23 protein-coding genes are annotated in these 24,396 nt (G+C 68.8%); 11 read left to right on the forward strand and 12 right to left on the reverse strand.

From position 1 onward, the window contains the following. Positions 1-1,184: 1,184 nt before the first annotated feature. Both PUT80_RS22700 and PUT80_RS22705 read right to left on the reverse strand, forming a co-directional pair. Complete coding sequence (locus PUT80_RS22700; RefSeq protein ID WP_275293362.1) at positions 1,185-2,264, reverse strand: glycoside hydrolase family 3 N-terminal domain-containing protein; 1,080 nt, start codon at positions 2,262-2,264, stop codon at positions 1,185-1,187. A 569-nt stretch (positions 2,265-2,833) separates the two neighbouring features. After that, positions 2,834-3,742 (reverse strand): ABC transporter permease, encoded by a 909-nt coding sequence (locus tag PUT80_RS22705; protein WP_037817049.1) that lies wholly within the window; start codon positions 3,740-3,742, stop codon positions 2,834-2,836. Positions 3,743-3,800: 58 nt separating this feature from the next. On the opposite strand from PUT80_RS22705, the gene PUT80_RS22710 reads away from it, so the two are divergent. Beyond that, positions 3,801-5,129 carry a fatty acid--CoA ligase family protein gene (locus PUT80_RS22710; protein WP_275293412.1) on the forward strand — a complete coding sequence of 443 codons (1,329 nt, stop codon included), beginning with the start codon at positions 3,801-3,803 and terminating at the stop codon, positions 5,127-5,129. Here the strand turns inward: PUT80_RS22710 and PUT80_RS22715 are convergent. Next, positions 5,119-6,663 carry a chloride channel protein gene (locus PUT80_RS22715; protein ID WP_134669820.1) on the reverse strand — a complete coding sequence of 515 codons (1,545 nt, stop codon included), beginning with the start codon at positions 6,661-6,663 and terminating at the stop codon, positions 5,119-5,121. The genes PUT80_RS22710 and PUT80_RS22715 overlap by 11 nt on opposite strands. Positions 6,664-6,713: 50 nt before the next feature. Further along, on the reverse strand, positions 6,714-7,157 hold the full coding sequence (locus tag PUT80_RS22720; protein WP_235146747.1) for a MarR family transcriptional regulator: 444 nt from the start codon (positions 7,155-7,157) through the stop codon (positions 6,714-6,716). A gap of 250 nt (positions 7,158-7,407) precedes the next feature. On the opposite strand from PUT80_RS22720, the gene PUT80_RS22725 reads away from it, so the two are divergent. Further along, on the forward strand, positions 7,408-8,460 hold the full coding sequence (locus tag PUT80_RS22725) for a reverse transcriptase family protein (RefSeq protein ID WP_275293363.1): 1,053 nt from the start codon (positions 7,408-7,410) through the stop codon (positions 8,458-8,460). Positions 8,461-8,470: 10 nt separating this feature from the next. Here PUT80_RS22725 and PUT80_RS22730 read toward each other — a convergent pair whose 3' ends face one another. After that, positions 8,471-8,926 carry a hypothetical protein gene (locus tag PUT80_RS22730; protein WP_205670308.1) on the reverse strand — a complete coding sequence of 152 codons (456 nt, stop codon included), beginning with the start codon at positions 8,924-8,926 and terminating at the stop codon, positions 8,471-8,473. A 1,059-nt stretch (positions 8,927-9,985) separates the two neighbouring features. After that, complete coding sequence (locus PUT80_RS22735) at positions 9,986-10,180, reverse strand: hypothetical protein (protein WP_275293364.1); 195 nt, start codon at positions 10,178-10,180, stop codon at positions 9,986-9,988. 270 nt (positions 10,181-10,450) lie between these two features. On the opposite strand from PUT80_RS22735, the gene PUT80_RS22740 reads away from it, so the two are divergent. Further along, positions 10,451-11,431: an MCE family protein gene (locus PUT80_RS22740; protein WP_275293365.1), complete on the forward strand. Its 981-nt coding sequence runs from the start codon at positions 10,451-10,453 to the stop codon at positions 11,429-11,431. On the opposite strand, the gene PUT80_RS22745 is transcribed toward PUT80_RS22740, so the two are convergent. Then, a complete protein-coding gene (locus tag PUT80_RS22745) occupies positions 11,421-12,302 on the reverse strand; it encodes a class I SAM-dependent methyltransferase (protein ID WP_275293366.1) in 882 nt (293 codons plus the stop codon). The two genes, PUT80_RS22740 and PUT80_RS22745, sit on opposite strands and share 11 nt — an antisense overlap. Before the next feature lie 46 nt (positions 12,303-12,348). Continuing rightward, positions 12,349-12,768: a PaaI family thioesterase gene (locus PUT80_RS22750; protein WP_275293367.1), complete on the reverse strand. Its 420-nt coding sequence runs from the start codon at positions 12,766-12,768 to the stop codon at positions 12,349-12,351. 83 nt (positions 12,769-12,851) lie between these two features. Here PUT80_RS22750 and PUT80_RS22755 point away from each other — a divergent pair, with 83 nt between their 5' ends. Continuing rightward, entirely contained in the window at positions 12,852-13,271 is a 420-nt protein-coding gene (locus PUT80_RS22755; RefSeq protein ID WP_037817063.1) for a MarR family transcriptional regulator, read from the forward strand. 291 nt (positions 13,272-13,562) lie between these two features. On the opposite strand, the gene PUT80_RS22760 is transcribed toward PUT80_RS22755, so the two are convergent. Then, positions 13,563-14,477 (reverse strand): PAC2 family protein, encoded by a 915-nt coding sequence (locus PUT80_RS22760; RefSeq protein WP_275293368.1) that lies wholly within the window; start codon positions 14,475-14,477, stop codon positions 13,563-13,565. A gap of 174 nt (positions 14,478-14,651) precedes the next feature. On the opposite strand from PUT80_RS22760, the gene PUT80_RS22765 reads away from it, so the two are divergent. From PUT80_RS22765 to PUT80_RS22790, 6 genes are all read left to right on the forward strand, one after another. Further along, entirely contained in the window at positions 14,652-15,164 is a 513-nt protein-coding gene (locus PUT80_RS22765) for a PH domain-containing protein (RefSeq protein ID WP_238604391.1), read from the forward strand. Between the two features lie 74 nt (positions 15,165-15,238). Then, positions 15,239-16,690 (forward strand): PH domain-containing protein, encoded by a 1,452-nt coding sequence (locus tag PUT80_RS22770; protein ID WP_275293413.1) that lies wholly within the window; start codon positions 15,239-15,241, stop codon positions 16,688-16,690. Between the two features lie 62 nt (positions 16,691-16,752). After that, positions 16,753-17,508 carry a helix-turn-helix domain-containing protein gene (locus PUT80_RS22775; protein WP_051729280.1) on the forward strand — a complete coding sequence of 252 codons (756 nt, stop codon included), beginning with the start codon at positions 16,753-16,755 and terminating at the stop codon, positions 17,506-17,508. Between the two features lie 16 nt (positions 17,509-17,524). Then, the gene (locus PUT80_RS22780; RefSeq protein ID WP_275293369.1) at positions 17,525-18,043 is read left to right on the forward strand and encodes a GNAT family N-acetyltransferase; all 519 of its coding nucleotides are present in this window, start codon (positions 17,525-17,527) and stop codon (positions 18,041-18,043) included. A gap of 354 nt (positions 18,044-18,397) precedes the next feature. Further along, complete coding sequence (locus PUT80_RS22785) at positions 18,398-18,595, forward strand: hypothetical protein (RefSeq protein WP_037715481.1); 198 nt, start codon at positions 18,398-18,400, stop codon at positions 18,593-18,595. Positions 18,596-19,553: 958 nt separating this feature from the next. Next, the gene (locus PUT80_RS22790) at positions 19,554-20,435 is read left to right on the forward strand and encodes a hypothetical protein (protein ID WP_343076897.1); all 882 of its coding nucleotides are present in this window, start codon (positions 19,554-19,556) and stop codon (positions 20,433-20,435) included. 66 nt (positions 20,436-20,501) lie between these two features. Here PUT80_RS22790 and PUT80_RS22795 read toward each other — a convergent pair whose 3' ends face one another. The 3 genes from PUT80_RS22795 to PUT80_RS22805 form a co-directional block, all read right to left on the reverse strand. Further along, on the reverse strand, positions 20,502-21,773 hold the full coding sequence (locus tag PUT80_RS22795; protein ID WP_275293371.1) for an aspartate aminotransferase family protein: 1,272 nt from the start codon (positions 21,771-21,773) through the stop codon (positions 20,502-20,504). Positions 21,774-21,842: 69 nt separating this feature from the next. Continuing rightward, positions 21,843-22,127, reverse strand: a complete 285-nt coding sequence (locus tag PUT80_RS22800; protein WP_037817077.1) for a hypothetical protein — start codon at positions 22,125-22,127, stop codon at positions 21,843-21,845. Positions 22,128-22,140: 13 nt separating this feature from the next. After that, positions 22,141-23,469 (reverse strand): MFS transporter, encoded by a 1,329-nt coding sequence (locus tag PUT80_RS22805; protein WP_275293372.1) that lies wholly within the window; start codon positions 23,467-23,469, stop codon positions 22,141-22,143. A 247-nt stretch (positions 23,470-23,716) separates the two neighbouring features. Here PUT80_RS22805 and PUT80_RS22810 point away from each other — a divergent pair, with 247 nt between their 5' ends. Next, a complete protein-coding gene (locus PUT80_RS22810; RefSeq protein WP_275293373.1) occupies positions 23,717-24,394 on the forward strand; it encodes a GntR family transcriptional regulator in 678 nt (225 codons plus the stop codon). Positions 24,395-24,396: the final 2 nt, after the last annotated feature.

The raw sequence follows: 24,396 nt of genomic DNA on the forward strand, positions 1-24,396 counted from the left end.
GCGATGAGCAGCCTCGACCTTGTACTCAGCCGTGTACGACCGGCGCTTGCGAGGAGGCATGAGGACATCCTTTCAGCAGGACGACTGATCCTGCTAACTCGGTGTCCACTACCCGGGGTGAACCTCAGGAGGGAGAAGCATGTTGTTCTGGACGTCGATGAGAAGCAGCGCGGGAACCATGCCGGAAGCATCTCAGCGGGCACCGACAAAAACGGGGCCTCGGCGTTCGCCCACAAGGATGAACACAGGACGAGGCTTTCGCAGTGGTCCGACGGCACAGGGATCTGGAGGGCGGCTCCTCGGCATCGTCAAGCTGGCCCCGGATTCGTGCGCGCTACGAGTCTCGCCGTTCCCGGGCGGATTCCTGCTGGGGCGACGGTCGTGGATGCCGCATCGGGCGTTGCCGGGCGACTGGGTAGCGCGCCAGGGGGTGCGCCTCGTCCAATCGGTGGCGGGCGCGGCGGGGGACGTCGTCCGACGGCGAGACCCAGCGGCGCGTCGAGTCGTCTGGCGAGGAGGTTCGCGGAGCATTCGGCGGCGGAACGGCAGAGCGACGCCGGGCGGCGCGGCGCAGGAAAACTACGGCCAGCACCACGAACACCGCGGCGACGGCCACCAGGAGCCACCAAGCTTGCATTCGTCCTCCCGTCGTGGGTGGGTCGCACGCAAGGGTGCCCGTTCAGCCTGAGGACAGCGCGATGTCCACACCGCCGGGTGTCACCGGAACGGGGGTTGTTTGCTGGATAATCGCGGAGTGCCGGACGGGTCCTGCGTTACCGACGCTAACAGCGCCGCATAACAACGAGGCTTCCGCTAACAGCTGCCGCATAACGGCGGGCTTCGCAGCGAAGCACACGGACGGGCCGTGAGGAGGCAACGCTCCGGGTGCGAAGAACCTCGTCGGGCAGCAACTCTCGCGGAGTTTGGCATCGAGAGCGACCCGTCACGCAACAAGGATGTCGGCTGGAATGGAAAACACGCGACTCGTGACGCTGAGCGCCTGAACTCGCAGCGACGCCGAGGCCTCCACCCAAAAATCTCGTCGGAGGGCGTGTTCAGGAACGGCGCGTCCGGGTTCTACGTCCTCGGCACGGTCGTGCTGACCGCAGCGGTCGGCTCCTGGGTGGTGTCGAAAATCTGGCGCACGGTTTCACCGCGTCCCGCGACATCCACCCGCGGACGACTCACTTCACCCCATCCCGAAGCGCCGAAACCCGATCTACCGCCGCAGTGAAATCCGCGCTCGGCAGGGATCCGTCCGACAACCCGGCGGCCAGCGCGGAAGCGGCATCGTCCCCCGGGCTCACGTCTCGGGCCGAGGCCAGGATCAGGTCCATCCCCGCCTTCGCGGCCAGCACCACGCGGTTTCCCGGTCCGCCATAGGACTTCAGTGCGCCAGCTTCCAAGGCATCCGTCACGGTCACCCCGGCGAAGTTTGTCTTGGTTCGGAGTTCCTGCACGGCCGTGGGCGAGAGTCCGGCGGGGCGGGAGGCGTCCAGGGCTGGGTATACAGCCCACGAGAGCATCACGAGCTTCACGCCAGCGTCGACCACTGGGCGGTAGGGAGCCTCGTCCTTGGCACGCAGTTCGGACAGGGGCACGTTCAGCGTCACCGGGCCGACGTCCGTGTTGCTTCCGGCGGGGACTGCGCCCAGGCCGGGGAAGTGCTTGGCTGTCGCGGCGACGCCCGTTGACTGCTGAGCCGTGACGAAATCCCGGCCCAGTGCGCCGGCCACCTGGGGGTCCTGGCTGTAAGAGCGGCCGTATTTGTCGATGAAATTCCCCGGTTGGCGGTAGACATCCAGAACCGGCGCGAGGTTGACGTTCATACCTACCCCGGCGAGGTTCTGGCCCGCACCAGTACCCGCGGCTTTGGCTGCGGCAGACGGATCCGCGGACTGGGCTACCTGCTTCTCCGACAGAACGGGTTCGCCGGGCAGCCGACGGACCTTGCCGCCTTCCTGATCGGTCATCAGCAGCAACGGGCGGTGCACCGGGCTTTGCGCGTTGGCGTCCCGGAATTGTCGTACCACGTTGGTAATCTGCTGGGAGCTTGAGATGTTTTCGCCGAAGAAGATCACGCCCGCTGCCTCGCCGGCGCGGATTCGTTGCAGCAACGAGGCTGGCGGCGTCAGACCAGGATAGGAGTAGATCACCCGCTGTCCGGCCAGTTGCCGCGGCGTGAGTCCAGCGGGAGTGGCGGCGACCGCGCTCATCGCGAGCACCGTCACGGCCATAGCCAGCAATGCCTTCCGACGCTTCATGCGACCTCCGTTCGCGAGCCCTAGGACAACGCTAACCCCCGGCGGGCGGGCGTGCTCAGCTGCCGATGGGGGTTAGCGCGGCGAACGAGTTCGCGGTGAGGCGGAAGGATGGCGGGCAATACGATAGGAGGCGGGCTCGGGCAACGCGTTAGCTGGTGAGCTCGGGCAGAGCGATAGTTGGCGGGCTTGGACAAAGCGCCAGTTGGCGAGTCCCGGCAAAGCGACAGATGACGGGCTCACGCAAAGCGACAGTCGGCGAGCTCCGGCAAAGCGACAGTCGGCGAGTCCCGGCAAAGCGATGGATGGCGGGCTCGGCCAAAGCGTCAGTCGGCGGGCTTGGGTGTGCGGTGGGTTGTCCGCATGCCCGCGCCGGGCAAGGACCGAGCGGAGCTGGGCATCCCGGCTCCCGGCTCCCGGCTCCCGGCTCCCGGCTCCCGGCTCCCGGCTCCCGGCTCCCGGCTCCCGGCGACAGTGCAACCGCTCGCTGCTGCACGCACCCGCGGACGCCAGCAGTACCGGCATCTGGCCGTTCCTCGCAACGAACCACACCGACAGTCCTCAATGGACAATCAAACCCAGTAAGCCACCCGAGCCCGGTAATTGCGCAGCACCAGCATCGCCAGCGACCAACCGACCACGGTCACCACACCGGCGACCAGCCAGTGCGTCCAGCTTTGCTGCTGCCCGACCAGCGGCGCGCGCACGATCTCGACGAAGTGATAAACCGGATTGAGCTGCAGCAAATTCACCGCGAGCGACCCGAATCCTTCGTGCGAGGTCTGGTTCATCGCCCGGACCTGGTCCATCGACCACATGATCGGCGTCGCGTAGAAGAGCATCGTGATAAAGCTCTGGATCACCGGCGGGATGTCGCGGAACCTCGTCGACACCACGCCGAACAGCAGCACCACCCACGCACCGTTCAGCACGACCAGGGCCAGTGCGGGCACGGCGAGCAGCATTCCCCAGCCGAGTCCGGGGTGCAGCAGCGCGTATCCCTTGTCCACCAAACGATACGGGTGCGAAAGCTTGCCGAAGAAGATCGCCAGCACCATTACGTACACGACGAGGTTGTGCGCCAGATACAACGCCTGCCGCCACACCGTGCGCAGCGCGTACACCGACACCGGCGCCGGCAGCTGCTTGATCATCCCTTCGTTCGCGATGAACGTTTCCGAGCCTTCAACGATGCAACCGTTCATGAAGTTCCACAGGATGAGCCCAGTGGTGATGCTCGGCAGCAGGGTCGAGATGGACGTGCCGAACAATGCGGAGTTCACCACGCCCAGCGCGAGCGCGGTGACTGCCATCCCGACGGTGATCCACAACGGCCCCAGCGACGAACGCCGGTAGCGCTGCTTGATGTCCTGCCACGCGAGCAACGCCCACAGTTCCCGGGCACGCAACCCGGCCTGCAGATCAGCGAAGGCTCGACGCCAGCTTCTCGGGTCCGCGTCGATCGCGGGCGGAGCGGTCATGACGACGAACCTAGCCGCGATCGCCGTTCTCGGCCAACACGCGACTACGGTGTGCCGGGTGAGCTTTTTCCTGTCCCGCGTCCTTTCCGCACTTCGTGACGGCGGCGACACCGTGCTGTTCCACCACGACGACACCACCATGACGTACCAGGCGGCGGCAGACCTGCTGTCCCGGCTGTACAGCGGACTCGCCGAGGTACGCGGCATGGTGGCGATCGACGCCGCCAACCGGCCGGAAGTGGTGCTCACCCAGCTTGCCGCGCAGCTGCGTGGGCTGGAAGTCGTGCTGATCGCGGCGTCCGCGAGCCGTCCGGCGCGGGCTGCGGCGCTCGCGGCGACCGGAGCGACCTTGCTCACCGATGCCGAACTCGACACACTCGCTGCGGCACAACCGTCTATTCCGGACACTTTGCCCAATAGCGTCACGGCGATTTTCCCCAGCGGCGGCACCACCGGCACGCCGAAACTGATCCGGCACAGCGGGATCTACGATGGCGTGGCCCACATCTTCCAACCGGATGGCACCAAAACCGCGCTCGTCACCGCGCCACTCACGCACATGACCGGCAACGCGGCAGTTCTGGGTGCGCTCTGCTGCGGCAACACCGTGGTACTGCACCGGGAGTTCAACGCCGAGAAGCTTCTCTCCGATGTGGAGTGTCATCGCATCACGACGCTTTCCCTTACCCCGCCCCGCCTCGCCGCCGTGCTCGACCATCCACAGCTGTCCACTACGGACGTATCCAGCGTGCAGCAGCTTTCCCTCGGCGCCGCGCCGCTGCCGCCGAGCCGGTTGGCCGAGGCGCTCAAGGTGTTCGGCCCGGTCGTCGGACAGGGTTACGGGCTCACCGAAGCGCCGATGATCGCCAGCATCTCCGCGGACGAAGTCCTTGCCCGGCCGGAACTCCTCGGTTCCGTCGGCCGCATCGTGCCCGGAATGGAAGCCCGGATCGAGGACGGTGAAGTGCTCGTCCGCGGACTGTCCATGATGGACGGCTACCACGGACAGCCGCCGATCGGCGACGGCTGGCTGCGCACCGGCGACCTCGGCCGCTTCGACGAAAACGGCTACCTCTACCTCGAGGACCGGATCGACGACGTCATCGTCACCGGCGAGCACGGCACGAAGGTCTCCTCGACCACAGTGGAGCACGCACTTCTCAGCCACCCCAAGGTGAATGCCGCCGCGGTCGTCCCCGCACCGGGCCCGGACGGAACCCTGCTGCACGCCGTGGTGGTCGCCGAAAACACCACCGCTGACGAACTGCGCGACCAGGTCCGCGCCGAACTCGGCGGCGAGCACTTCGTACCGTCCACTGTGGAATTCAGCGACGAGTTGCCGCTGACCCCAGTGGGCAAAGTGGACAAACAGCGGCTCAAGCGCTGACCGACCGGCCCAGCAACCGTTCCCGGTGATGTTCCTCGTGCAGGTCTCGCCGCCGGGCATGCAGCAGCTGCGCCAGCGTCACCTTGCCGAGTACCCGCGACGGATCATGCCGGTCGACCACCAGCGCCTGCGTCGTATGCCCGAGCGCCAGCTCGTTCGCGACATCGCGCAGAGTGTCGTCCCCGAACACGACGACATCAGCCGACATCTGCACGTCCGGTTGGTGCGTCATCACTTCATGCACGAAGAACGTCTCAAGTGGATCAGTCGTGTACTCGCGAGTGAGGTGCAGCCGACGCCGCGCGATCTTCTCCGTGAGCACAGAACGCTTGAGCAGCAACACCGAAAGCGCGTACGCCGAGAACGACGCGACGACGAGCGGCAGCAGATAACTCCACGCGTGGGTCAGCTCCAAAGTGAACACAATGCCGGTGAACGGCGACCGCATCACGCCGCCGACGACCGCGGCCAGCCCGCACGTCGCCCAGAACCCGGGCGCGACATGCGGCAGCAAGCCGCCTTCCGCGGCGCCCAGCGCGGCGCCGATCATGAACACCGGAGCCAGCACGCCGCCGGAAGTCCCTGATCCCAGCGAAAGCGCCCAGATCAGCGTTTTCACGACCAGGATCCCGACGATCAGCGACGCGGTCGCGTGCCCGGTGAGCAGCGTGTCGATCACGTCGTAGCCGACGCCGAGCGCGTGCGGTTCGATCAGGCCGCCGATGCCGATCACCAGGCCGCCGATCGCGGGCCACCACATCCAGTGCACGGGCAGCCGCCCGAAAAGATCCTCGGCGAAGTAGACGAGCGCGGTCGCGCCGATCGCCAGCAACCCGCCGGTCAGGCCGGGGACGAGCGCGAGACCGTCGGCGGCCGGGCCGGGGTTGGCCCCGGTGAACGGGACCCCGAAGACCGGTCCGGTGCCGAGCAGGAACCCGCGGCACACCGTCGCGACGCACACCGCGGCAGCCACCGGAACCAGGCTGCGCGGCCGCCATTCGAACAGCAGCAACTCCACCGCCAGCAGGACGGACGCGAGTGGCGCGTTGAACGTCGCCGCCATCCCGCCCGCGGCACCGGCGACCAGCAGCGTCTTGCGTTCGTCCGCGGACAGCTTCAGCAGCTGCGCGAGGATCGAACCGACCGCGCCGCCGGTCATGATGATCGGCCCCTCGGCCCCGAACGGACCACCGGTGCCGATGCTGACCGCCGCCGACACCGGCTTCAGCACCGCGACGCGCGGAGCCACCCGGCTGCCTCCGGTAAGGATCGCTTCGATCGCCTCCGGCATGCCGTGACCGCGGATCTTCTCCGACCCGTAGCGCGCCATCAGGCCGATCACGAGCCCGCCGACGACCGGGGCGAGCAGCACGAGCCACCACGGGTGGTGCTGCGCGCCCGGCGCGACGAGATCCGTGGCGACACGTTGGTAGAAGACCAGGTTGGTGATCAAGCCGATGAGCTTGAGCAGGGCGAACGCCGCCACCGCCGCCGCGCCGCCCACCGGCAGCGCGATCGCGGTGATCAACAGCATTCGAGGATTGACTGCGAAGTCGCCGAGGTGCGCGGCCCGCGCTGGAACCTTCACAGCCGGCCCGGCCCCGCCGTGGGCACGCCCGGTGCCGATTCCGCCGCCAGGACCAGGTCGCGGACCGCGGTCGAGACCGCCTCGTTCCGCGCGGCCGGGATTTCCGTCAGCAGTTCGGACAGCGCGCGTTGACGTCGGCCGACGACTCCGGCGACGACCTCACGCCCGGCAGCGGTGACCTCCATGGTCACCACCGTGCGGCGGTGCTCGTCCTCGCCGCGCACGACGTACCCGTGCGCCTCGAGCTTGTCGGCCAGCCGGGTGACCGACGACGCGTTCACGCCCATCGCCTCGGCGAGCCGGGAGCACGGCACGCGTCCCAGGCTGTCGAGCACCACCAGCAATCGCACCTGCGGGAAGGTGACGCCGCGCGGGGCGGCGTGCGCACTGTCCCAGGCCACGGCCACGAGCACGCGAGTCAGCCGCTCGAGATCGGCCACGTCATCCGACAAACCTTGCATAGTGCAAAAGTTGCTATAGACAAGGCTTCAGGTCAAGGGTGTGTTCGGTCACCAGGGGTTCCTCCCCGGGCGCCGGTTTTGTCGGTGATCTTGGCTAGGGTGGGGTTCGGCGACGCGGAGGTGAGCCGGTGGAGCACCACCCACTCCGGGGCAACCCCGGGGAGCAGCACGACACGTACCCACAGCGCCCCGCGCAGCGGCGGCACGCTCCGCGTGCGAGACAGCGCGGATGAACGGAGAACGAGTCGCCTCCGCGTCGCTGCTCGAACCGATGCCGGTGTGGCGATGGCCGGTCGCCCGGTGGACCACGTTCGACGAATGCGCCGCCGCCCTCGACCTCACGCCGGGCGAACTGTCCTGGTTCGCCGACGAACGCGGCTGGCACCGGCGGTCCCGGCCTGTGCTGCGGCATTACCGCTACCGCTGGATCCCCACGTCCACCGGCGGCGCGCGGCTCATCGAGCAGCCGAAACCCCGGCTGGCCGAGGTGCAGCGCCGGGTCCGCAGGCACGTGCTCGACGCGCTGCCGGTCCACGAGGCCGCGCATGGTTTCCGCCGCGGCCGCTCGATCCACACCTGCGCCCGTCCGCACTCCGGGCAGGACATGGTGGTGCGGCTGGATCTGGCCGGCTTCTTCCCGACCGTGACCGCGACGCGGGTGCGGTCGCTGCTCGACTTGGCCGGTTACCCGCCTGCCGTCGCGGCCGCCATCGCCGGGATCCTTACGACGCGCACGCCAGTCGACGTCCTGCGCTCGGCGCCCGCCCGATCGGCCATGCTGGGCCATCTCGCCGGCACGCACCTCCCGCAAGGCGCGCCGTCGTCGCCCTCGGTCGCCAACGCGGTCACCCATCACCTGGATCGCAGGCTCTCCGGCCTCGCCGACGTGCTGGGCGCGAACTACACCCGCTACGCCGACGATCTGGCCTTCTCCGGCGACGCAGGCCTGCCGCTGCACCGGCTGCTGCCGGGCGTCCGCCGGATCGTGACCGACGAAGGCTTCCATCTGCGCGACGACAAGACGTCAGTAAAACCGGCTTACCGGCAACAGCGCGTCGCCGGATTGGTGGTGAACGCCGCTCCGGCCGTCGCCCGCGCCGAGTACGACGAGCTGCGGGCCGTGCTGCACAACTGCGCCCGCACCGGCCCGGTGCCGCAGAACCGCGCCGGGCACCCGGATTTCCGCGCGCACCTGCTGGGCCGGATCGCGTGGATCAGCGCCACGAACGCGACCCGCGGCACGAAATTGCGCGGCCTGTTCGACCGGATCGACTGGTCGTGAACGCGCCGGTTCAGACCGATAACAGGCTGAGATTCCGCTCCATCTCGGCCCACCATCCGGCCGCCGGAACATCCCGCGGCTGAATCATCGAGGCTTTGACCAGAATGTCGGGCCGGTTTTCTCGCCAAGCGTAGGAAAAAAGCTCGTCATAATGCACCCGGGGAAGCCATCCCTGTTCCCGGCCCGCTTCCAAACGCATGAGCTGCCGAGCAAGATCCATGCTGCTTCGCTCACAACTGCGAAACGCGCTCGAAAACCTTTGCACGGCCGCCGCGTCACCCCGCCGAACCGCCTGGCAGGCAAGGAAAAGCGCCGTCACAGCCAAGACGTCCGACCGATGCACCCCGCCCTCCGCCGCCAGATGTTCCGCCAGCTGAAAACTGCGCTTCCGCCGCCCCAGGCGCACCATTTCCGCCAGAGCTCGCTGCTGCCGAATGAGATATTCGTCTTCCCACAGGTTCTGCACAGCGTTTCCTCCCCTGCGCCCGGTCCCGACCCAGGCCGCTTCCCGGTACAGGATGCTCCACCAGGGTGACAGATACGTCGGCGACACTCAGCCGTTCGGAGCAAAATATCACCCAGGGGCATCGACAGTACCCGACCGCGCAAGTCTGGGAATCCTTGTTGTGCCTCAGGAATCGGCCACCTTCGGGTGGTTGGCGGGAGTTCGGGGCGTGGGCCGGTTTCCGCAACGGACTTGCCGCTTGGGTTGGGTTGCCGGTGCGGATGGGGTGGGTTGCTGCGGAATCCGCATTCTTTGGGTGACTGGCCTTAGTGGACACCCGTGCGTGGGCGGGGTGGTGATTGCGAAACGCTTTCATGGCAAGGGCTTGTTGCCTGCAAGCGGAGCGGGCCTCCGGGCGGTTCGTGTCTTGGTTGCCTTGGGCGGCGTGGTTTTTCGGGTTTGATTTACGGGCTCGATTTCACCCGTTTGGCGCAGCCGGGGGCGCGGGATCGAGGCGGTGGGCTGCTCTCAGGCGAGCGATGAAGCGTTGGGAGGGAAGGCTTGCGCGCGGAAGAGGTCCGGCACGCGGCAGCCGGGCGACACGGAGAGCGAGCGAAGCTAGTGGCGGCCAATTGGCGGCCCGGCAACGTGAAGAAGTTTGCGGTGCCAGGGCTGAGTTTGCTCAGGCACGATCCAACCCCGCCAGATCCCGTCGAGAACTGAGTTGCTCAGGCAAGGACGCAACCCCCACCAGGCACCGGGCACCGGGCACCGGGCACCGGGCACCGGGCACCGGGCACCGATGGTCGTTCAGCCAAGCTGCAGCCCCGCAAGGTCGTCAGGCGCGCTCAACCGCCCGGTCAGCCCGTCGCTGATCGAACTCCCGGCGGGGTTACCCCACCCGCCAGTGTCGAAACCCCGCATCGAACGCCGAGTCGCCCAGCCCGTCACAACCCGGCCGCGGCCAGCCCGGCCCTCCCCAGAGCCAGGCTGGCGCATCAGACAATCCCGCGACCGGCCCGCACCGGCAGCGGCGTCTTCCCCCGGCACCTCGGGACAACCCGGCGGAACCGGAGCGCCTCAGGCGACCTCAGTGCGGCTGCCGCCGGGGGCGTGCAGCCCCAGCATGTCCAGCAGCAGGGCGCATTCCTGCGCGTCCTTGGCCCGCGACGCGACGGCCAGCGCTGCCTTGCGGCGGCGTTCCTCCTGCCGGGCCGCGTCCGTGTCGTCCACGAGGTCTGGCGCCGGGTGCAATCCGGCGGTCAGGTCTCGCATGGTGGCTCCTCCCCGATCGGCGTGGGCACGGGTTGTCCGCGCTCCCTGCACACCCCTTCAACGGCCGACCCGCACCGGATGTTCCGATGACTCCGGTCACGTCAGCCAGTCAGGCCAGAATGGCACACGACGGGAGCCGCCGGGTGCGGTGCCGGAAACGGGCCGTGCGCAGGGCGGGAAGTCCAAGCGTCCTAAGTGGACACAACGAGAAAGCGCCCATTCGGGTGGCGTGAGTGGCCTCACCCGGCCGGGCGAGCCACTATCCACGCTGTGCATCCCGACCGGCGCCCCGTGCGCACCGCTCTCGTCGGGCTGACTGTGCTCGCCCTCGGCGTCCTCACCGCGCTCCAGGCGCCGAATCTGCCGATCATCGGCGACGGCACCGCGTATGCCGCCGAGTTCAGCGAGGCCGCGGGGCTCCAGACCGGCAACGACGTGCGGGTCGCGGGGGTGAAAGTCGGCCGGGTGTCGGAGGTTTCGCTCGACGGCGCGTCCGTCCGGGTGTCCTTCCGGGTGTCGGGGGCGTGGCTCGGGGACCGGACATCCGCGTCGATCCGGATCAAAACATTGCTCGGGCAGAAGTATCTCGCGCTCGATCCGGTCGGCGTCGGATCGCTGGATCCGGACACTCCGATTCCGCGCGACCGGACCACGGTTCCGTATGACGTCCTGCCCGCGTTCCGGCAGCTGGCCACGACAGTCGACGACATCGACACCACTCAGCTGTCACAGAGCTTCCGCGCCATTTCCGACACCTTCGCGCACACCCCTGGCGACGTCCGCGCCACGCTGACCGGACTGTCGCGGCTGTCCGATTCCCTCTCCGCCCGCGATACGAAACTGGCTCACCTTTTGGCTCAGGCACGCACGGTTTCCGCCACTCTCGCCGACCGTGACACCCAGCTGACCCGTCTTCTCACCGACGGCAACCAGCTGCTGGACGAGGTACAGAAACGCGAATCGGCCATCCAGTCGCTGCTCGACGGAGCCCGCCGGTTGAGCAGCGAAGTGTCCGGACTCGTCGCCGACAACGACCGTGAGCTCGGCCCAGTGCTCGCCCAGCTCGACCAGCTCACCGCGTTGCTCGAACGAAACCGCGCCTCGCTCGCGGACGGAATCCGCGAACTGGCCCCGCTCGTCCGCTTCGCCGCGAACCTCACCGGCAACGGCCGCTGGATCGACGGTTACCTGTGCGGCCTGATCCTTCCCGCGATCGGACCGGTCAACGAGCACGGCTGCTTCAGTCCATGAGCCCCGGTCCGCCGGTGATCCGCACGGTGACCTGGTTGTCGTTGTACGTGTAGGCCTCGTAAGAGAACTCGACGCCGGTCTTCTCGACGTGCTCGGTCCACGCCCGGTATTCGTGCCGTTTCCAGCCGGGGAAGTTGAAGAACTCGTCGAAGTGCACGATGCTGCCGACGCGCAGCCGCGGGCCGACGTTGTCCAGCACCGTCTTCGCCGAGCTGTAGAGATCGCCGTCGACGTGCACGAAATCGACCGGACCGGAGTGCTTCTCGAGGAAGCCGGGCAGGCTGTCGGAGAACAGTCCGACGACGAGTTCGGCACCCGGCACGTCGGGCAGATCATCGCGGGCGAAGGCGCCGGCGGGCATGCCGTTGAGCCACGCTTCGGGCAGGCCGTCGAACGAATCGAAGCCGTACACCTCGGTCGCCTCGCGCGCGGCGGTGATGGTGCGCAACGTGTTTCCGGACGCGACGCCGAACTCGAGCGCCATCCCGCCGGTGGGCGCGAGGGAAAGCGCATATTCCAGTGTTTCCTTCGGGCTGCCGAAATGCTGTGCCCCGATCAGGCTTTCGCGCGCGAAGATGTTGCTCTCCAACGCCGCGTCCTGATCGCCGGCGTACACGATGTCGCGACGGCTGCGGATCTCGAACTCGACCACGCGGTCCAGCAGGCGGTCGCCCTGCCTAACGACCTCCGACCGCAGGTCCTCGCGCGTCCGTTCCAGTTCCGCGCGCAATTCCGCGCGCAGTTCGGTGATCTGCTCGGCGTGCGGATCGTGCAGGCGGGCCGCGGCCCGGCGCAGCACCAGGCCGGCCTTCCGGCGCAGCGCAGGGCCCAAAGTCCTTGTCGTCAGCCGATCTTGGCTTTCCTGGTTCATCCCGGGACGATAGCGGACAACCGGAAACCCGTCCGAACTGCCCGGTCTACCCGGAAGCCGCCGACCGCCTGATCACCGCGGATCCTTGTGCTGCCGCGCATAACGTCGCGTTTCCTTCTCCGTCCACTGTGTACAGATCACAGCGGCACGTTGCCCGCGAACGGCTTGCTTGGACGACCGTCGCTTCCGCCCGCAGCAGCACGCCGTCCGCGGGCACGAGGTAGTCGATGGAAAAGCCGCTCGTCAGCAATTGCGGACCGAGCACGGTTCCGGCGGCGAAGGTGAGCGCGTTGTCGGCGGCGTAGGCGAGGACGCCGCCGTGCAGATAGCCGTTCTGCTGCCGGAGCTCGTCGCGGACGTCCAGTTCCAGCACCGCCCGTCCGTCGCCGAATTCCTCGAGTCGCGCGCCGAGCAGAACGCTGAACGGTTGCGCGGCCAGCCCGGCGCGCGCGAAGTCTATGTCCATTTTCAGTCCTCACTTCAGTAGTGAAGTACTTCAGTAGTGAAGTGAGGATGGCGGCGCGGAGAGAACACTGTCAAGATCCCCGCATGGCCGCCGACGAACGTCTTTTCTTCCTGCTGCAGAGCGCGGCGCACCGGCTGCGCGTCGAGGGCGACCGCCGCTGCCTAGCCGCGGGCGGCGTGACGACCGCGCAGCTCGGCGCGCTGCTCGCGGTACACGACCAACCCGGCCTCACCCAGCGGGAACTGGCCACTGAGCTGGGCCAGCGCGAATCGGCGATCACCGCGATGACCGGACGGCTGGTCGACGCGGGGCTGATCGTCCGGCAGCAGCATCCGGAACAGCACCGGGCGCTGGTCCTGGACCTGACCGCGGAGGGCAACGCGACGATCGCCCGGTTGCGGCCGGTGATCGAGTCGTTCAACCGCGAACTGCACGCGCTGCTCGGGGACGCGTTCGGGCCGACCAGCGAGGCGCTGCGGTATCTCGCTGGCTGGCCGGGCTGACGCGACCCCAAGCCACGTCCATACTGCGCACGCTGCATGAACCCGCTACCCGATGCGCCTTCTGCGGGATGCGAAGCGCGCGGAGAGCACACCGGGCAGCGTTAGGGGCCGGTCCGGGTGCCAGGCCGCCCAACGCACCGGCTAGCTTCACCAGATGTCACCCGCCACACGCGCCCCCGCAGCCTCGCGGCAACGTGCGGGCCGCACCATGTCCGGTGTGGCGATCATGGCGGCCCGGCTCTGGTGGGCCTGGCAGACGGTCCGGTCCGCAGGCGTTGCTTACCTCGCGGCTCAGCGTTCGGAGCCGTCCCCGCCCTGTTCGGCGAGGAATCGCTCGAACTGCGAGCCCAGTTCGTCCGCGGTCGGCATGTGTTCCTGCGATTCGGCGAGCAGGCTGTGCCCGGACGCTTCGGTGAACGTGTCGTACTGACGTTCCAGCGCGCGCACCACGTCGGCGGATTCCTCGGATTCGGCCACCTGACGGTCGATTTCCGCCTTGGCCACCTCGGCCGCGGTGCGGAGTTCGCCGTCGGGCAGGCGCAGGCCGGTGGCCTTGCCGATCGAGTCGAGGATCGTCAGCGCGGCGGCCGGGTAGGTCGACTGCGCCAGGTAGTGCGGCACGTGCGCGGCGAAGCCCATCGCGTCGTGGCCCCATTCGCCGAAGCGGTACTCGAGCATCGCGGCGGCGCTGCCCGGGACCTGCATGCGGTTCGGCAGCGGCTGGTGCTCGCCGACCAGGTGCTCGCGGGTCGCGTGCGCGGTGACGCCGAGCGGGCGCGTGTGCGGGGCGCCCATCGGGATCCCGTGGTACCCGACGGTGAGCCGCACGCCCCAGCGTTCCACCAGCTGCCGCACGGCGGCGGCGAACAGCTCCCATTCGCGGTCCGGCTCGGGGCCGGACAGCAGCAGGAACGGGATGCCGTCGTCGTCGTGCAGCAGGCGCACGACCAGCTCGGGGGCCTCGTATTCCTCCCAGTGGTCGACCGCGTAGATCATCGACGGGCGGCGCGACCGGTAGTCGATGAGCCGGTCGACGTCGAACCGCGCGATGATCCGGTTCTCCACCTCACCGGCAAGGTGGTCAGTGACCAGCTGCCCGGCCGACCCCGCGTCCATGAAGCCCTCGAAGAAGTGCAGAAGCACCGCTCCGTCCAGGTCGGGGACGTCCGAGTCCACCTCGTACAGTTCCTCGGGATCGAGTCCCACCGGATCCTCCTGCTGCTCGCTTGCACGGACGTACGCGATACAACGCGGCCCGGCTGCGAATCCATCCCGCGCGCGGCCGAAATAGTAACGCCCCGCACTCACCAGCCACCCCGGATCGGGGCATCGTGACACTTGTCGTGGGCATCGACCCCCGCGCTCAGGCACTCTGAGCACGTGAACATCGAGGAATCCACCACGCTTGAACTGCGGCTGCGCCCGCCCGAACACCGGGTGAGCCGCCGGGCGATCGGCCACTGGGCGGCGTCCGCGGGGGCGGGCTGGCTGCTCGTGCTCGCGGTGCAGGCGGTGGTGGTCGCGACCGCGGACGATCCGCCGTCGTGGCTCACGGTGACGCTGTTGCTCTCCTGCGTGCTGGCCCCGCTGCATCTGCTCGTCATGCCGCAGTGGCGCTACCGCGTGCACCGCTGGGAAGTCACCGGCGAGGCCGTCTACACCCAGTCCGGCTGGCTGAAGCAGGAGTGGCGGATCGCGCCGATCTCGCGGATCCAGACGGTCGACGTCGAACGCGGCCCGCTGGAGCAGCTGTTCGGGCTGGCCCGGCTCACCGTCACAACCGCGTCCGCCGCCGGGCCGCTGCGCATCTCCGGACTCGACCGCGACGTCGCGGTCGCGCTCGCCGACGAGCTGACCCGCACCACCCAGGCCGTGCGCGGGGACGCGACGTGAACGCGACCGCACCCTCCGCGCCCGTCTCGGCCGAAGGCGCCGGCGACGTGCCCTGGCATCGTCTCGATCGCCGGATGTTGTTGATCCGCCCGGTTCTCGACCTGGTGAAGTCGCTGCCGGTGCTCGTCGGCGCGCTCGTGCTCGGCCACGGGAACTACTGGCAGTGGATCGGTCTCGTCGCCACCGCGGTGACGATCGGCGTCGGCATTTCGCACTGCCTCACCTCGCGCTATCGCGTCACCGCGACCCAGATCGAATGGCACACCGGATTGCTGCTGCGCAAGCAACGCGCGATTCCGCTCGATCGAATCCGTACCGTAGACGTGCTTTCGGAACCGAAACATCGGCTTTTCTCGCTGTCTGCGGTACGAATCGGTACCGGACGCCATGATCACGGAAAAGGTCCGGGCAAGGACCAGTTGGTCCTCGACGCGGTCACCCGCGCCGAAGCGCAGCGGCTGCGGACCCTGTTGCTGCACCGGAAACCGGCGGAAACCGAAGCGGCGCAACCGCCCGAGTCGCTCGTCGCCGAGGTCGACAAACGCTGGGTGCGCTACGCACCGTTCACGTTGTCCGGACTCGCGGTGGTCGCCGCGATCCTCGGCACGGTCTATCACTTCGCGCACGAACTGCACTTCGATCCGACGAGTTTTGGGCCGCTCCGCGACCTCACCGCACGCGCGCTTGAACAACCGGTCTGGCTCACCGTGGTGCTGGCCGCGGCCGGGCTGCTCGTGCTGGTGTCGGTGCTGTCGGTCGGCGGATACGTGTTGTCGTTCTGGAACTTCCGGCTCACCCGCGAACCCGGCGGCACGCTGCACATCCGACGCGGGCTGATCACGACGCGGTCGGTGTCGATCGAGGAAGACCGGTTGCGCGGCGTCGAGATCAAGGAACCGTTGCCGCTGCGGATGGTCGGCGGCGCGAAATGCGTCGCGGTCGCGGCCGGACTGCGCGAAGGCAAGGGCGCGGACCGCGGCGGCGGCCTGCTGCTGCCGCCGGCTCCGGCCGGGAAAGCCCGGGAGATCGCGAGCGAGGTGCTCGGCGAGGACTTCGCGAATGTCCCCCTCGTGCGGCATTCGCGGCGCGCGCTGACCCGCCGGATCACCCGCGCTGTGTTCGCTGTGTTGGCGCTTTCGGCCGCGCTGTTCGCGCTGGCCCGGCTCGATGTGCTGCCGGAATGGCCGTGGCAGGCCGCGCTGGTGCTGCTGCCGTTCGCGGTGCTGGTCGGCTTCGACCGGTACCGCTCGCTCGGCCACGCGATCACCGGCCGGTATCTGGTGACCCGTTCCGGGTCGCTGGCCAGGGCTACGGTCGCGGTCCGGCGTGACCGGCTCACCGGGATCGTCGTGCAGCAGTCGCTGTTCCAGCGGCGGGCCGGGCTGGTCACCGTCATCGCCCCGGTCGCCGCCGGTCGCGGGCACTACCGCGTGCTCGACGTGGAGCAGGGCGCCGGGCTCGCGCTCGCCGACGCCGCCGTTCCCGGATTGCTCACGCCGTTTCTCGCTGTGTCAGGAAAACCGTGACCTGTGGTAATTTACCGACGCGTTCGTGACTGAATTCGGTGCTCCTACGGAGAGGTTTCAGGATGTCTGAACCCGGACTCCGTCGCACGGCCGGCGCCAACAGTTCCCGGAAAGTGCTCCAGTTGCTGTTGTCGTTCACCGAACAGCGCTGGGAGGCCAGCGTGGCGGAACTCGCCGAGGTGGTCGGCAGCCCGGTCGCCACCACCTACCGCTACGTGCAGTTGCTGAAAGAGCTGCAGCTGCTCGAGGAGTCGCGGTCCGGGCGGTACCACCTCACCAGCCGGGTCATGCCGCTCGCGCGCGCTGCCCGGCTCGCGAACGACCTGGCCAGGGTGGCGCGGCCGCTGATGGAGGAGGCGGTGCGCGAACTCGGCGAGACCGTGCTGCTTTTCCAGCACTTCGGCGACGTCGCGGTGTGCAGCGACCGGGTGGAATGCGACCGCCCGATGCGGTTCACATTCCAGCCGGGGCATTCGACCCCGCTCGGCGTCGGCGCGACCGGGAAGATGCTGCTCGCCCTCCTTCCCGACGGCGAACGCGAGCGCCAGGTCGCCCGGATCTCCGCGGAACGCGGCGCCGAGGTGCGCGACGACCTCAAGGACGCGCTGGCCAACCGCTACGTGCAGAGCTGGGGCGAGATCGAGGACGGCGTGTGGTGCTGCTCGGTGCCCGTCGACGTCGACCGGCACCGGCCGAGCGTGCTGACGTTCGTCGGACCGGCCACCCGCATCGGCGACGCGGAGCGCGAACGGGCGATCATGGCGTTGCGCGGTTACGCCGGGCAGATCGCAAAAGCGATTTCCGAGTACTCCGTGTAGCCGTAAAGTCGGGCCGGTGATCCGTCTCGCTGTCCCCGCCGATCTTCCTGCGCTGCCTGACCTCGAACGTGCTGCCGGAGAACCGTTCCGGACGGTCGGCATGGCCGAGATCGCCGATGACGCACCGCCTTCGGTCGACGAGCTCTCGGTGTTCCAGTCCGCGGGCCGCTGCTGGGTTTGGGACGACGGCGGGACGATCGCGGCGTACGTGCTCGCCGAGGAGGTCGACGGTTTCGGGCATGTGGAACAGGTTTCGCTGCTGCCGAGCCACGCGCGCCGCGGATTGGGGCGGGCGCTGATCGAGACGGTCGGGGCATGGGCCGCGGAGTGCGGGCTGTCCGGGCTGACGCTGACGACGTTCGCCGAGGTGCCGTGGAACGCGCCCTACTACGAGCGGCTCGGATTCCGCGTCCTGGCCGACGAGGAGCAGGGTCCAGCACTGCGGGAGATCCGGCGAGCGGAGATCGCACGGGGGCTGGACCGGTGGCCTCGGGTGGCGATGATGCGGCCTGCCCGCGTTTCTGGTGTGGGGTAAGCGGTTTCGGCGCTGTTCGGGCTGATTCCGTTGGGGTCGCCCGCGCCCGGATCAGTCCGACAGTCCCGCGTTGGGGCAAGCGAGCTCGCGACGCTACCGACTCGCTCCGGCCGCTGCCGGAACTTCACTCGCCGCCGCTCGCCTCGTCGGCCAACCCGACGATGTCTCGCGGGTTTTCCTTGCCGGGCTGGCGGTCTTCCCGCGTCAGCCGCGCGTGGGTCGCTCGGGAGGGGGACCTGGATTGCCGCGGGAATCGAACACGTGTTCTACTGGATGGGCCGGCCCCGGAGGGGGAAGCTCCGCGGGCCGGCACCCAGGCAGAACGTGTCCGTCGATCGATCCCCAGGAGGCAGTGTGGCGGTCAAGATCACCCACCTCGCCAGTGGTCAGCAGGTCCGCTTCGCGAACGCGGACGGTGCCCGCCGCTATGCCGAAATCATGGGCGGCGGAGTGGACAAGTGGCGGTTCACGATCGTCCCCGGGGACAGCGGCGCTCCGGGGATGCCCGCGGCGGTCGTCAACGTGCCGGTGTGGCGGACTGTGGCTCGGTGAGCGCGGCTCCGGCGATGGGCGGCTTTCGGCGGTGCCTCGACGGCTCCCGGTGAGTGCGGCCCGGCAGCGGGCGGCTGTCACCGGCAGCTCGACGGCTTCCAGTGATTGGGGCCCGGCAACGGGCGGCTGGCGCCGAAGGCTCGACGGCCCCCGGTGATTGCCGCCCCGCGACCGGTGCCACTCCCCCGACTGCTCCCCGGCGATCGTCGCCCGGCTATCGGCGATCCTCTCCGATGGCATCCCGTGATCGCCGTCCAGCGACCGGCGGCACCGCCCGGCGGCTCCGCGCGATCGCAGCCCAGTGATGGGCCGCTTTCACCGGCGGTTCCCGGCGTTTCCCGCCCGGCGACCGGCGGCACTCCCGGTGACGCCCGGCAGTTGCCGTCCGGAGACCGCCGCGCAGCGAGCGGCGCAGCGGCCATCCGTCTGACACGGCCCCCACTCGGCGACGGTCCCCGAGCAACTGTCCCGGCAACCCCGCGCAAAGGTCACCGAACTGTCCGGTGACCGTCGCCAAGCGGACCTCACCCGGTCACCACTCAACCGCCGCCCGGAAACCTCCCCGAGAGGCCGTTTGCCCGTCGACAGCACGGTAATCGACCGACACACCACCGTCGTGCCGGTCAGCGGGACAACGTCACCTGCTGTTTGTTGCTTACCGGCCACGCTGTGTGCTCCACTGTCGATCACCCACTGCTGTAAGTCCCGCGTCTGCGGGACCGCCGCTTGTCAGCAGCGACCACCTCGGCACGGTCCTGCGATCCGTGCCCGACGGACAGAAGGAGCGGCTCCTTTGCTTGCGCACCAGCGTGGAACACATCTGCGGGGAAACAGTCGGCGTGGAAAGATCCGGGGCACCGTCGCGTTGGCGGTCCTCGCGCTCGCGGTCGGGGCCGGTGCGGCTCACGCGGCGCCGGCGGCTGCCCCGAAGGCTACGGCGTGGCCTGGCGGGTCGAAGGTGGCCATCGCCGACGACTCCGGGGTTTTCGGCAGCAACCTCAGCGGCGTGTCGTACGAATCGCCCACCGTGTTGTGGGCGGTGAAGAACGGCCCCAGCACCCTGTACCGGCTCGTCCAGGACGGCGCCAAGTGGCGGCCCGACACCGCCAACGGCTGGTCCGAGGGCAAGTCCATGCACTACTCCGACGGCAGCGGCGACCCGGACGCCGAAGGGGTCGTCTTCACCCCGGACGGCGTCTTCACCGCCACCGAGCGCGACAACGACGACGGCGACACGAGCAAGCCCGCCGTGCTTCGGTACGCGACCTCGGGATCGGGCAAGTCGCTCAACGCGACCGGGGAGTGGGACCTCACCTCCGACCTGCCGTCGGTCGAGCCCAACAAGGGCCTCGAGGCCATCTCCTGGGTCCCGGACTCGGCGCTCACCGCGCACAAATTCCGGGACGAGCACACGAAAGCCGCCTACAACCCGGCGAGCTACCCGAACCACGGGACCGGCCTGTACTTCGTCGGGCTCGAGGACAACGGGAAGGTCTACGCGTACGCGCTCGACCAGTCCGGGGGCAAGTACACGCGCGTCGCCACCATCGACAGCGGGTTCCCGGCGATCATGGACCTCGAGTACGAACCGTCGACCGGCCACCTGTGGGCCGAATGCGACAACACCTGCAAGGGCCGCACCAGCACGCTCGACGTCAACTCCAAGGGCGCGTTCGCGGCCACCGCGCAGTACGACCGCCCGTCCGGGATGGCGAACTACAACAACGAGGGCTTCGCCATCTCGCCGACCTGCGCGAACGGAAGCAAGCAGGTCGTGTGGTCCGACGACGGCAACGACGACAACCACGCGCTGCGCACCGGGACGCTCTCCTGTAAGTAGTCCTTTGTAGACAGACAACTGCGGCGGCACCGGAAACCCCGGCGCCGCCGCAGTGTCGTAAGAGCGTCAGTTCTTCAGCAACCGGTCCAAGGCCCGCGGGACGGCCGTGGCCAGCAGGTCCATTTCCGCCTCTTCGGCGACCAGCGGCGGCGACACCGCCATCCCCTTGCCGAGCGAGCGCACGATCACGCCCTCCTCGAGCAGGAACTTGTGCAGCCTCCCGGGCGCACCCGGGTCCGCGGCCAGCAGGTCCGGCGCGAGTTCCACCGCGGCCAGGAATCCCAGCCCGGCCCGGACCTCCGCCACCGCGGGGTGCCCGACCGCACCGGACAGCGCGTCCGCGAGCGGCTTCTCCAGTGCCTTGCCGCGCGGGATGATGTCGTCGCGCTCGTAGATGTCCAGCGTCGCGTTCGCCGCGGCGCAGGCGACCGGGTGCCCGGCGTACGTCGCGCCGTGGCGCAGGATCGGCGCGCCCGGACGGCCGGTGAAGAACGGCTCCGCCACGTGCGGCGCGACCAGCAGCACGCCGAGCGGGATCGTCCCGCTCGTCACGCCCTTCGCCGTGGTCACCAGGTCCGGCTGCACCGACCAGCGGTCGATGCCGTACCAGGTGCCGAGCCTGCCCCACGCGCAGATCACGCAGTCCGCGACGAACAGCACCTCGTGCTTGCGGCAGATCGCCGCCACTTCCTCGATGTAGCCGTCCGGCGGAAGCAGCACGCCGCCCGCGCCGATGACCGGTTCGCAGAAGAACGCGGCCACCCGTTCCGGCCCCACACGGAGGATCTCCTGCTCCAGCGCCGCCGCGTTGTCATACGGCACCTGCGAGAAATCCGCGGCGGGCGGACCCCAGCCCTCCGCGTTCGCCGGAATCCCGGCCGCGGCGGTGCCGAATCCGTGCGTGCCGTGGTAGCCCTGGGTGCGGCTGATGACGTGGGTCTTCTCCGGGCGTCCGGTGTGGACGAAGTAGGACCGCGCGATCTTCACCGCGGTGTCCACCATGTCGCCGCCGCCCGAGCCGAGGAACACCTTCGACCCCGGCACCGGAGCCAGCTCGGACAGCCGCGAAGCCAGCTTCAGTGCCGGTTCGTTCGCGACGCCGCCGAACAGGTTGTACGCGTCGAGCTTCTCCAGCTGCTCGGTCACCGCGCGGGTGATCTCGGGGCGGCCGTGCCCGAGGTTCGAGTACCACAGCGACGCGGAGGCGTCGAAGTAACGGCGGCCCGCGTCGTCCCAGACATAGGACCCCTCGCCGCGGGTCACCACGAACCGGTTTCCGTCGACCGCGCCCATGTCCGCGAACGGGTGCCACAGCGGGTTCGGCTGCTGGTCCGGCATTGCTCCTCCTCGGGGTCGGCTCAACCGGCCGGCGCCGCGGGGAGCGGCGACCGGCCGCCGCCGCCCTTTCTACCCGCCCGGCCGGGGATCGGCGAACCGCGACCCCTCGACGCGCGCCATCGCGGAACCCCGCAGCCCGTGGGCCCGATGGCTCCGATGGCGCTGACCCCGGCCGGGCAGACCAGGCGCCTGCCGCCGCGCCGGACGGCGGCAGGCCAGCTCGCCCTTGTACAACTCGGCGGCGCGGACCAGATCGGCGTAAGCCTCGACGTGGATCCGGTTGATCGCGTCGTGCGCTTCCCGGGCGGCCGCGTCGAGCCACGCGCAGTAGTCGCTTCGGGTCTGGGTCCGCATCGCGCGCCCCCGCTCAGACGTTTTCGACGGTGGTTGCCTGTGCGCTCGAAGGCGCGGAACTCAGCGACGCGCCCTTCCGGTCCTTGACGAAGAAGCTGGTGACCAGGCCGATCAGAGTCATCACGGCGAGGTAGCCGCCGACCGCGTAGACCGTGCCGGTGCTGGTCTGCAGGCTTTCGGCGATGGTCGGCGCGAACGCCCCGCCGAGCACCGCGCCGATCGCGTACGAGATCGCCGCGCCGCTGTAGCGGACTGTCGTCGGGTACATCTCCGCGTACAGCGCCGACTGCGGGCCGTAGGTGAACCCGAGCCCGACCGAGAACAGGAACAGCGCCACCAGGAGCAGTCCGACGTTGGCCGTGTTGATCAGCGCGAAGAACGGGAACATCCACGCCAGCTGGATGACGAACCCGATCCGGTAAGTGCGGACGCGGCCGATCCGGTCCGCGAGCCAGCCGCCGACGAGCGTGCTCACCAGCCAGGCGACCGCGGACAGCATCACCGCGATCAGCACGGTCGACCGGCCGAGGTGCAGGGTCTTCGTCGCGTACGACTGCACGTATCCGCCGGTGGTCATGTACCCGACGGCGTTGTTGGCCGCGAACAGCAGCGCGCCCGCGACGACCAGCTTCCAGTGGTGCCGGAACAACTGCACCAGCGGCATGCTCGACCGCGCCTTCTTCTCTCGGACCTCCTCGAACACCGGGCTTTCCGCGACCCGCGACCGGATCATCAGTCCGGCGACGATCAGCACCACGCTCAGCAGGAACGGGATCCGCCAGCCCCACGCCAGGAACTGCTCCGGCGAGGTCAGCGCGGTGACCAGCGCGAGGACGCCGTTGGCCAGCAGCAGCCCGATCGGCACGCCGATCTGCGGGAACGCACCGTACAGCCCACGCCGCTCGGCAGGCGCGTGCTCGACCGCGAGCAGTGCCGCACCGCCCCATTCGCCGCCGGCCGATAGCCCCTGCACGATGCGCAGCAGCACCAGGATGATCGGCGCCCACACCCCGATCGACGCGGTGTTCGGCACCAGGCCGATCAGCACGGTCGAAATCCCCATCAGCAGCAGGGTGAGGATCAGCATCGCGCGCCTGCCGAGGCGGTCGCCGAGATGTCCGGCGATCACCGCGCCGATCGGGCGGAAGAAGAAGCTGATGCCGACCGTCGCGAACGACACGATCAGCGCGTCCTTGCCGAGGACCGCGAAATACTGCGTCGCGAACACCAATCCGGCGCAGATCGCGTAGATGAAGAAGTCGAACCATTCGATAGTCGTGCCGACCATCGCCGCCAGGACGACGCGGCGGTGCTCTCTGCTGATCCCGGACGTGCGCGGCATCGCGCCTCCCCTGCTGACAGTGCTTCAGGCCGAGCCAGATCGTATATAATCAGCTGCCATCCCGACAAGCCTCAATCAGGTAACTGAGCAGGACTTTTGTCTACATTGGTCGAAACTGGCAGCGTGCTCACTGATTCCAGCCCGTGGCCACAGCGAGCAGATAGTATATTATTTAGCAGAGCGAACGGACCGGTTACGGTTGCCTGGACACCCCGCCGCGGCGGGTGGCGAAGGGGAGGCGACAGGGATGTCCACCACGCACGAGCAGGCGGGGCTGAGCAAAAGCCAGCACACGTATCAAGTGCTGAAGTCCCGGATCACCGCGGGCGAATACCCGGCCGGGCACCGGCTCGTCCTGGGTTCGCTGGCCAAGGAATTCGACGTGAGCACGGTCCCGGTGCGGGAAGCGGTGCGGCTGCTGCAGGCCGAGGGCCTCGTGCACTTCGAACGCAACGTCGGCGCGACCGTCGCGGCGATCGATCCGGTCGGCTACGAGCACACGATGCAGATGCTCGCGATCGTGGAAAGCGCGGCGACCGCGCTCGCCGCGCCGCATCTGACGGCCGACGACCTCGCCGAGGCACGCGAACTCAACGACCGGATGCGCGCCGGTCTCGACCAGCTCGAACCGGTCGAATTCACCAGGCTCAACCACGAGTTCCACGAGGTGCTCTACACCCGCTGCCCCAATCCGAGCCTGGTCGACCTCGTCAAAAAGGGCTGGGCCCAGCTCGCCACGATCCGCGATTCGACCTTCTCGTTCGTGCCCGCCCGCGCGCTCGCCTCCGTCGCCGAACACGACCAACTGCTGGACCTGATCCGCTCCGGTTCCGGCGCCGAATGGATCGAGCACTGCGCGCGGGCGCACCGGTCAGCGACGCTGGACGCGTTCCTCAGCTGGGACGCGGACGCGCACCACAGCTGACT

The organism is Amycolatopsis sp. La24 (assembly GCF_029087445.1).
Classification (GTDB): domain Bacteria; phylum Actinomycetota; class Actinomycetes; order Mycobacteriales; family Pseudonocardiaceae; genus Amycolatopsis; species Amycolatopsis nivea.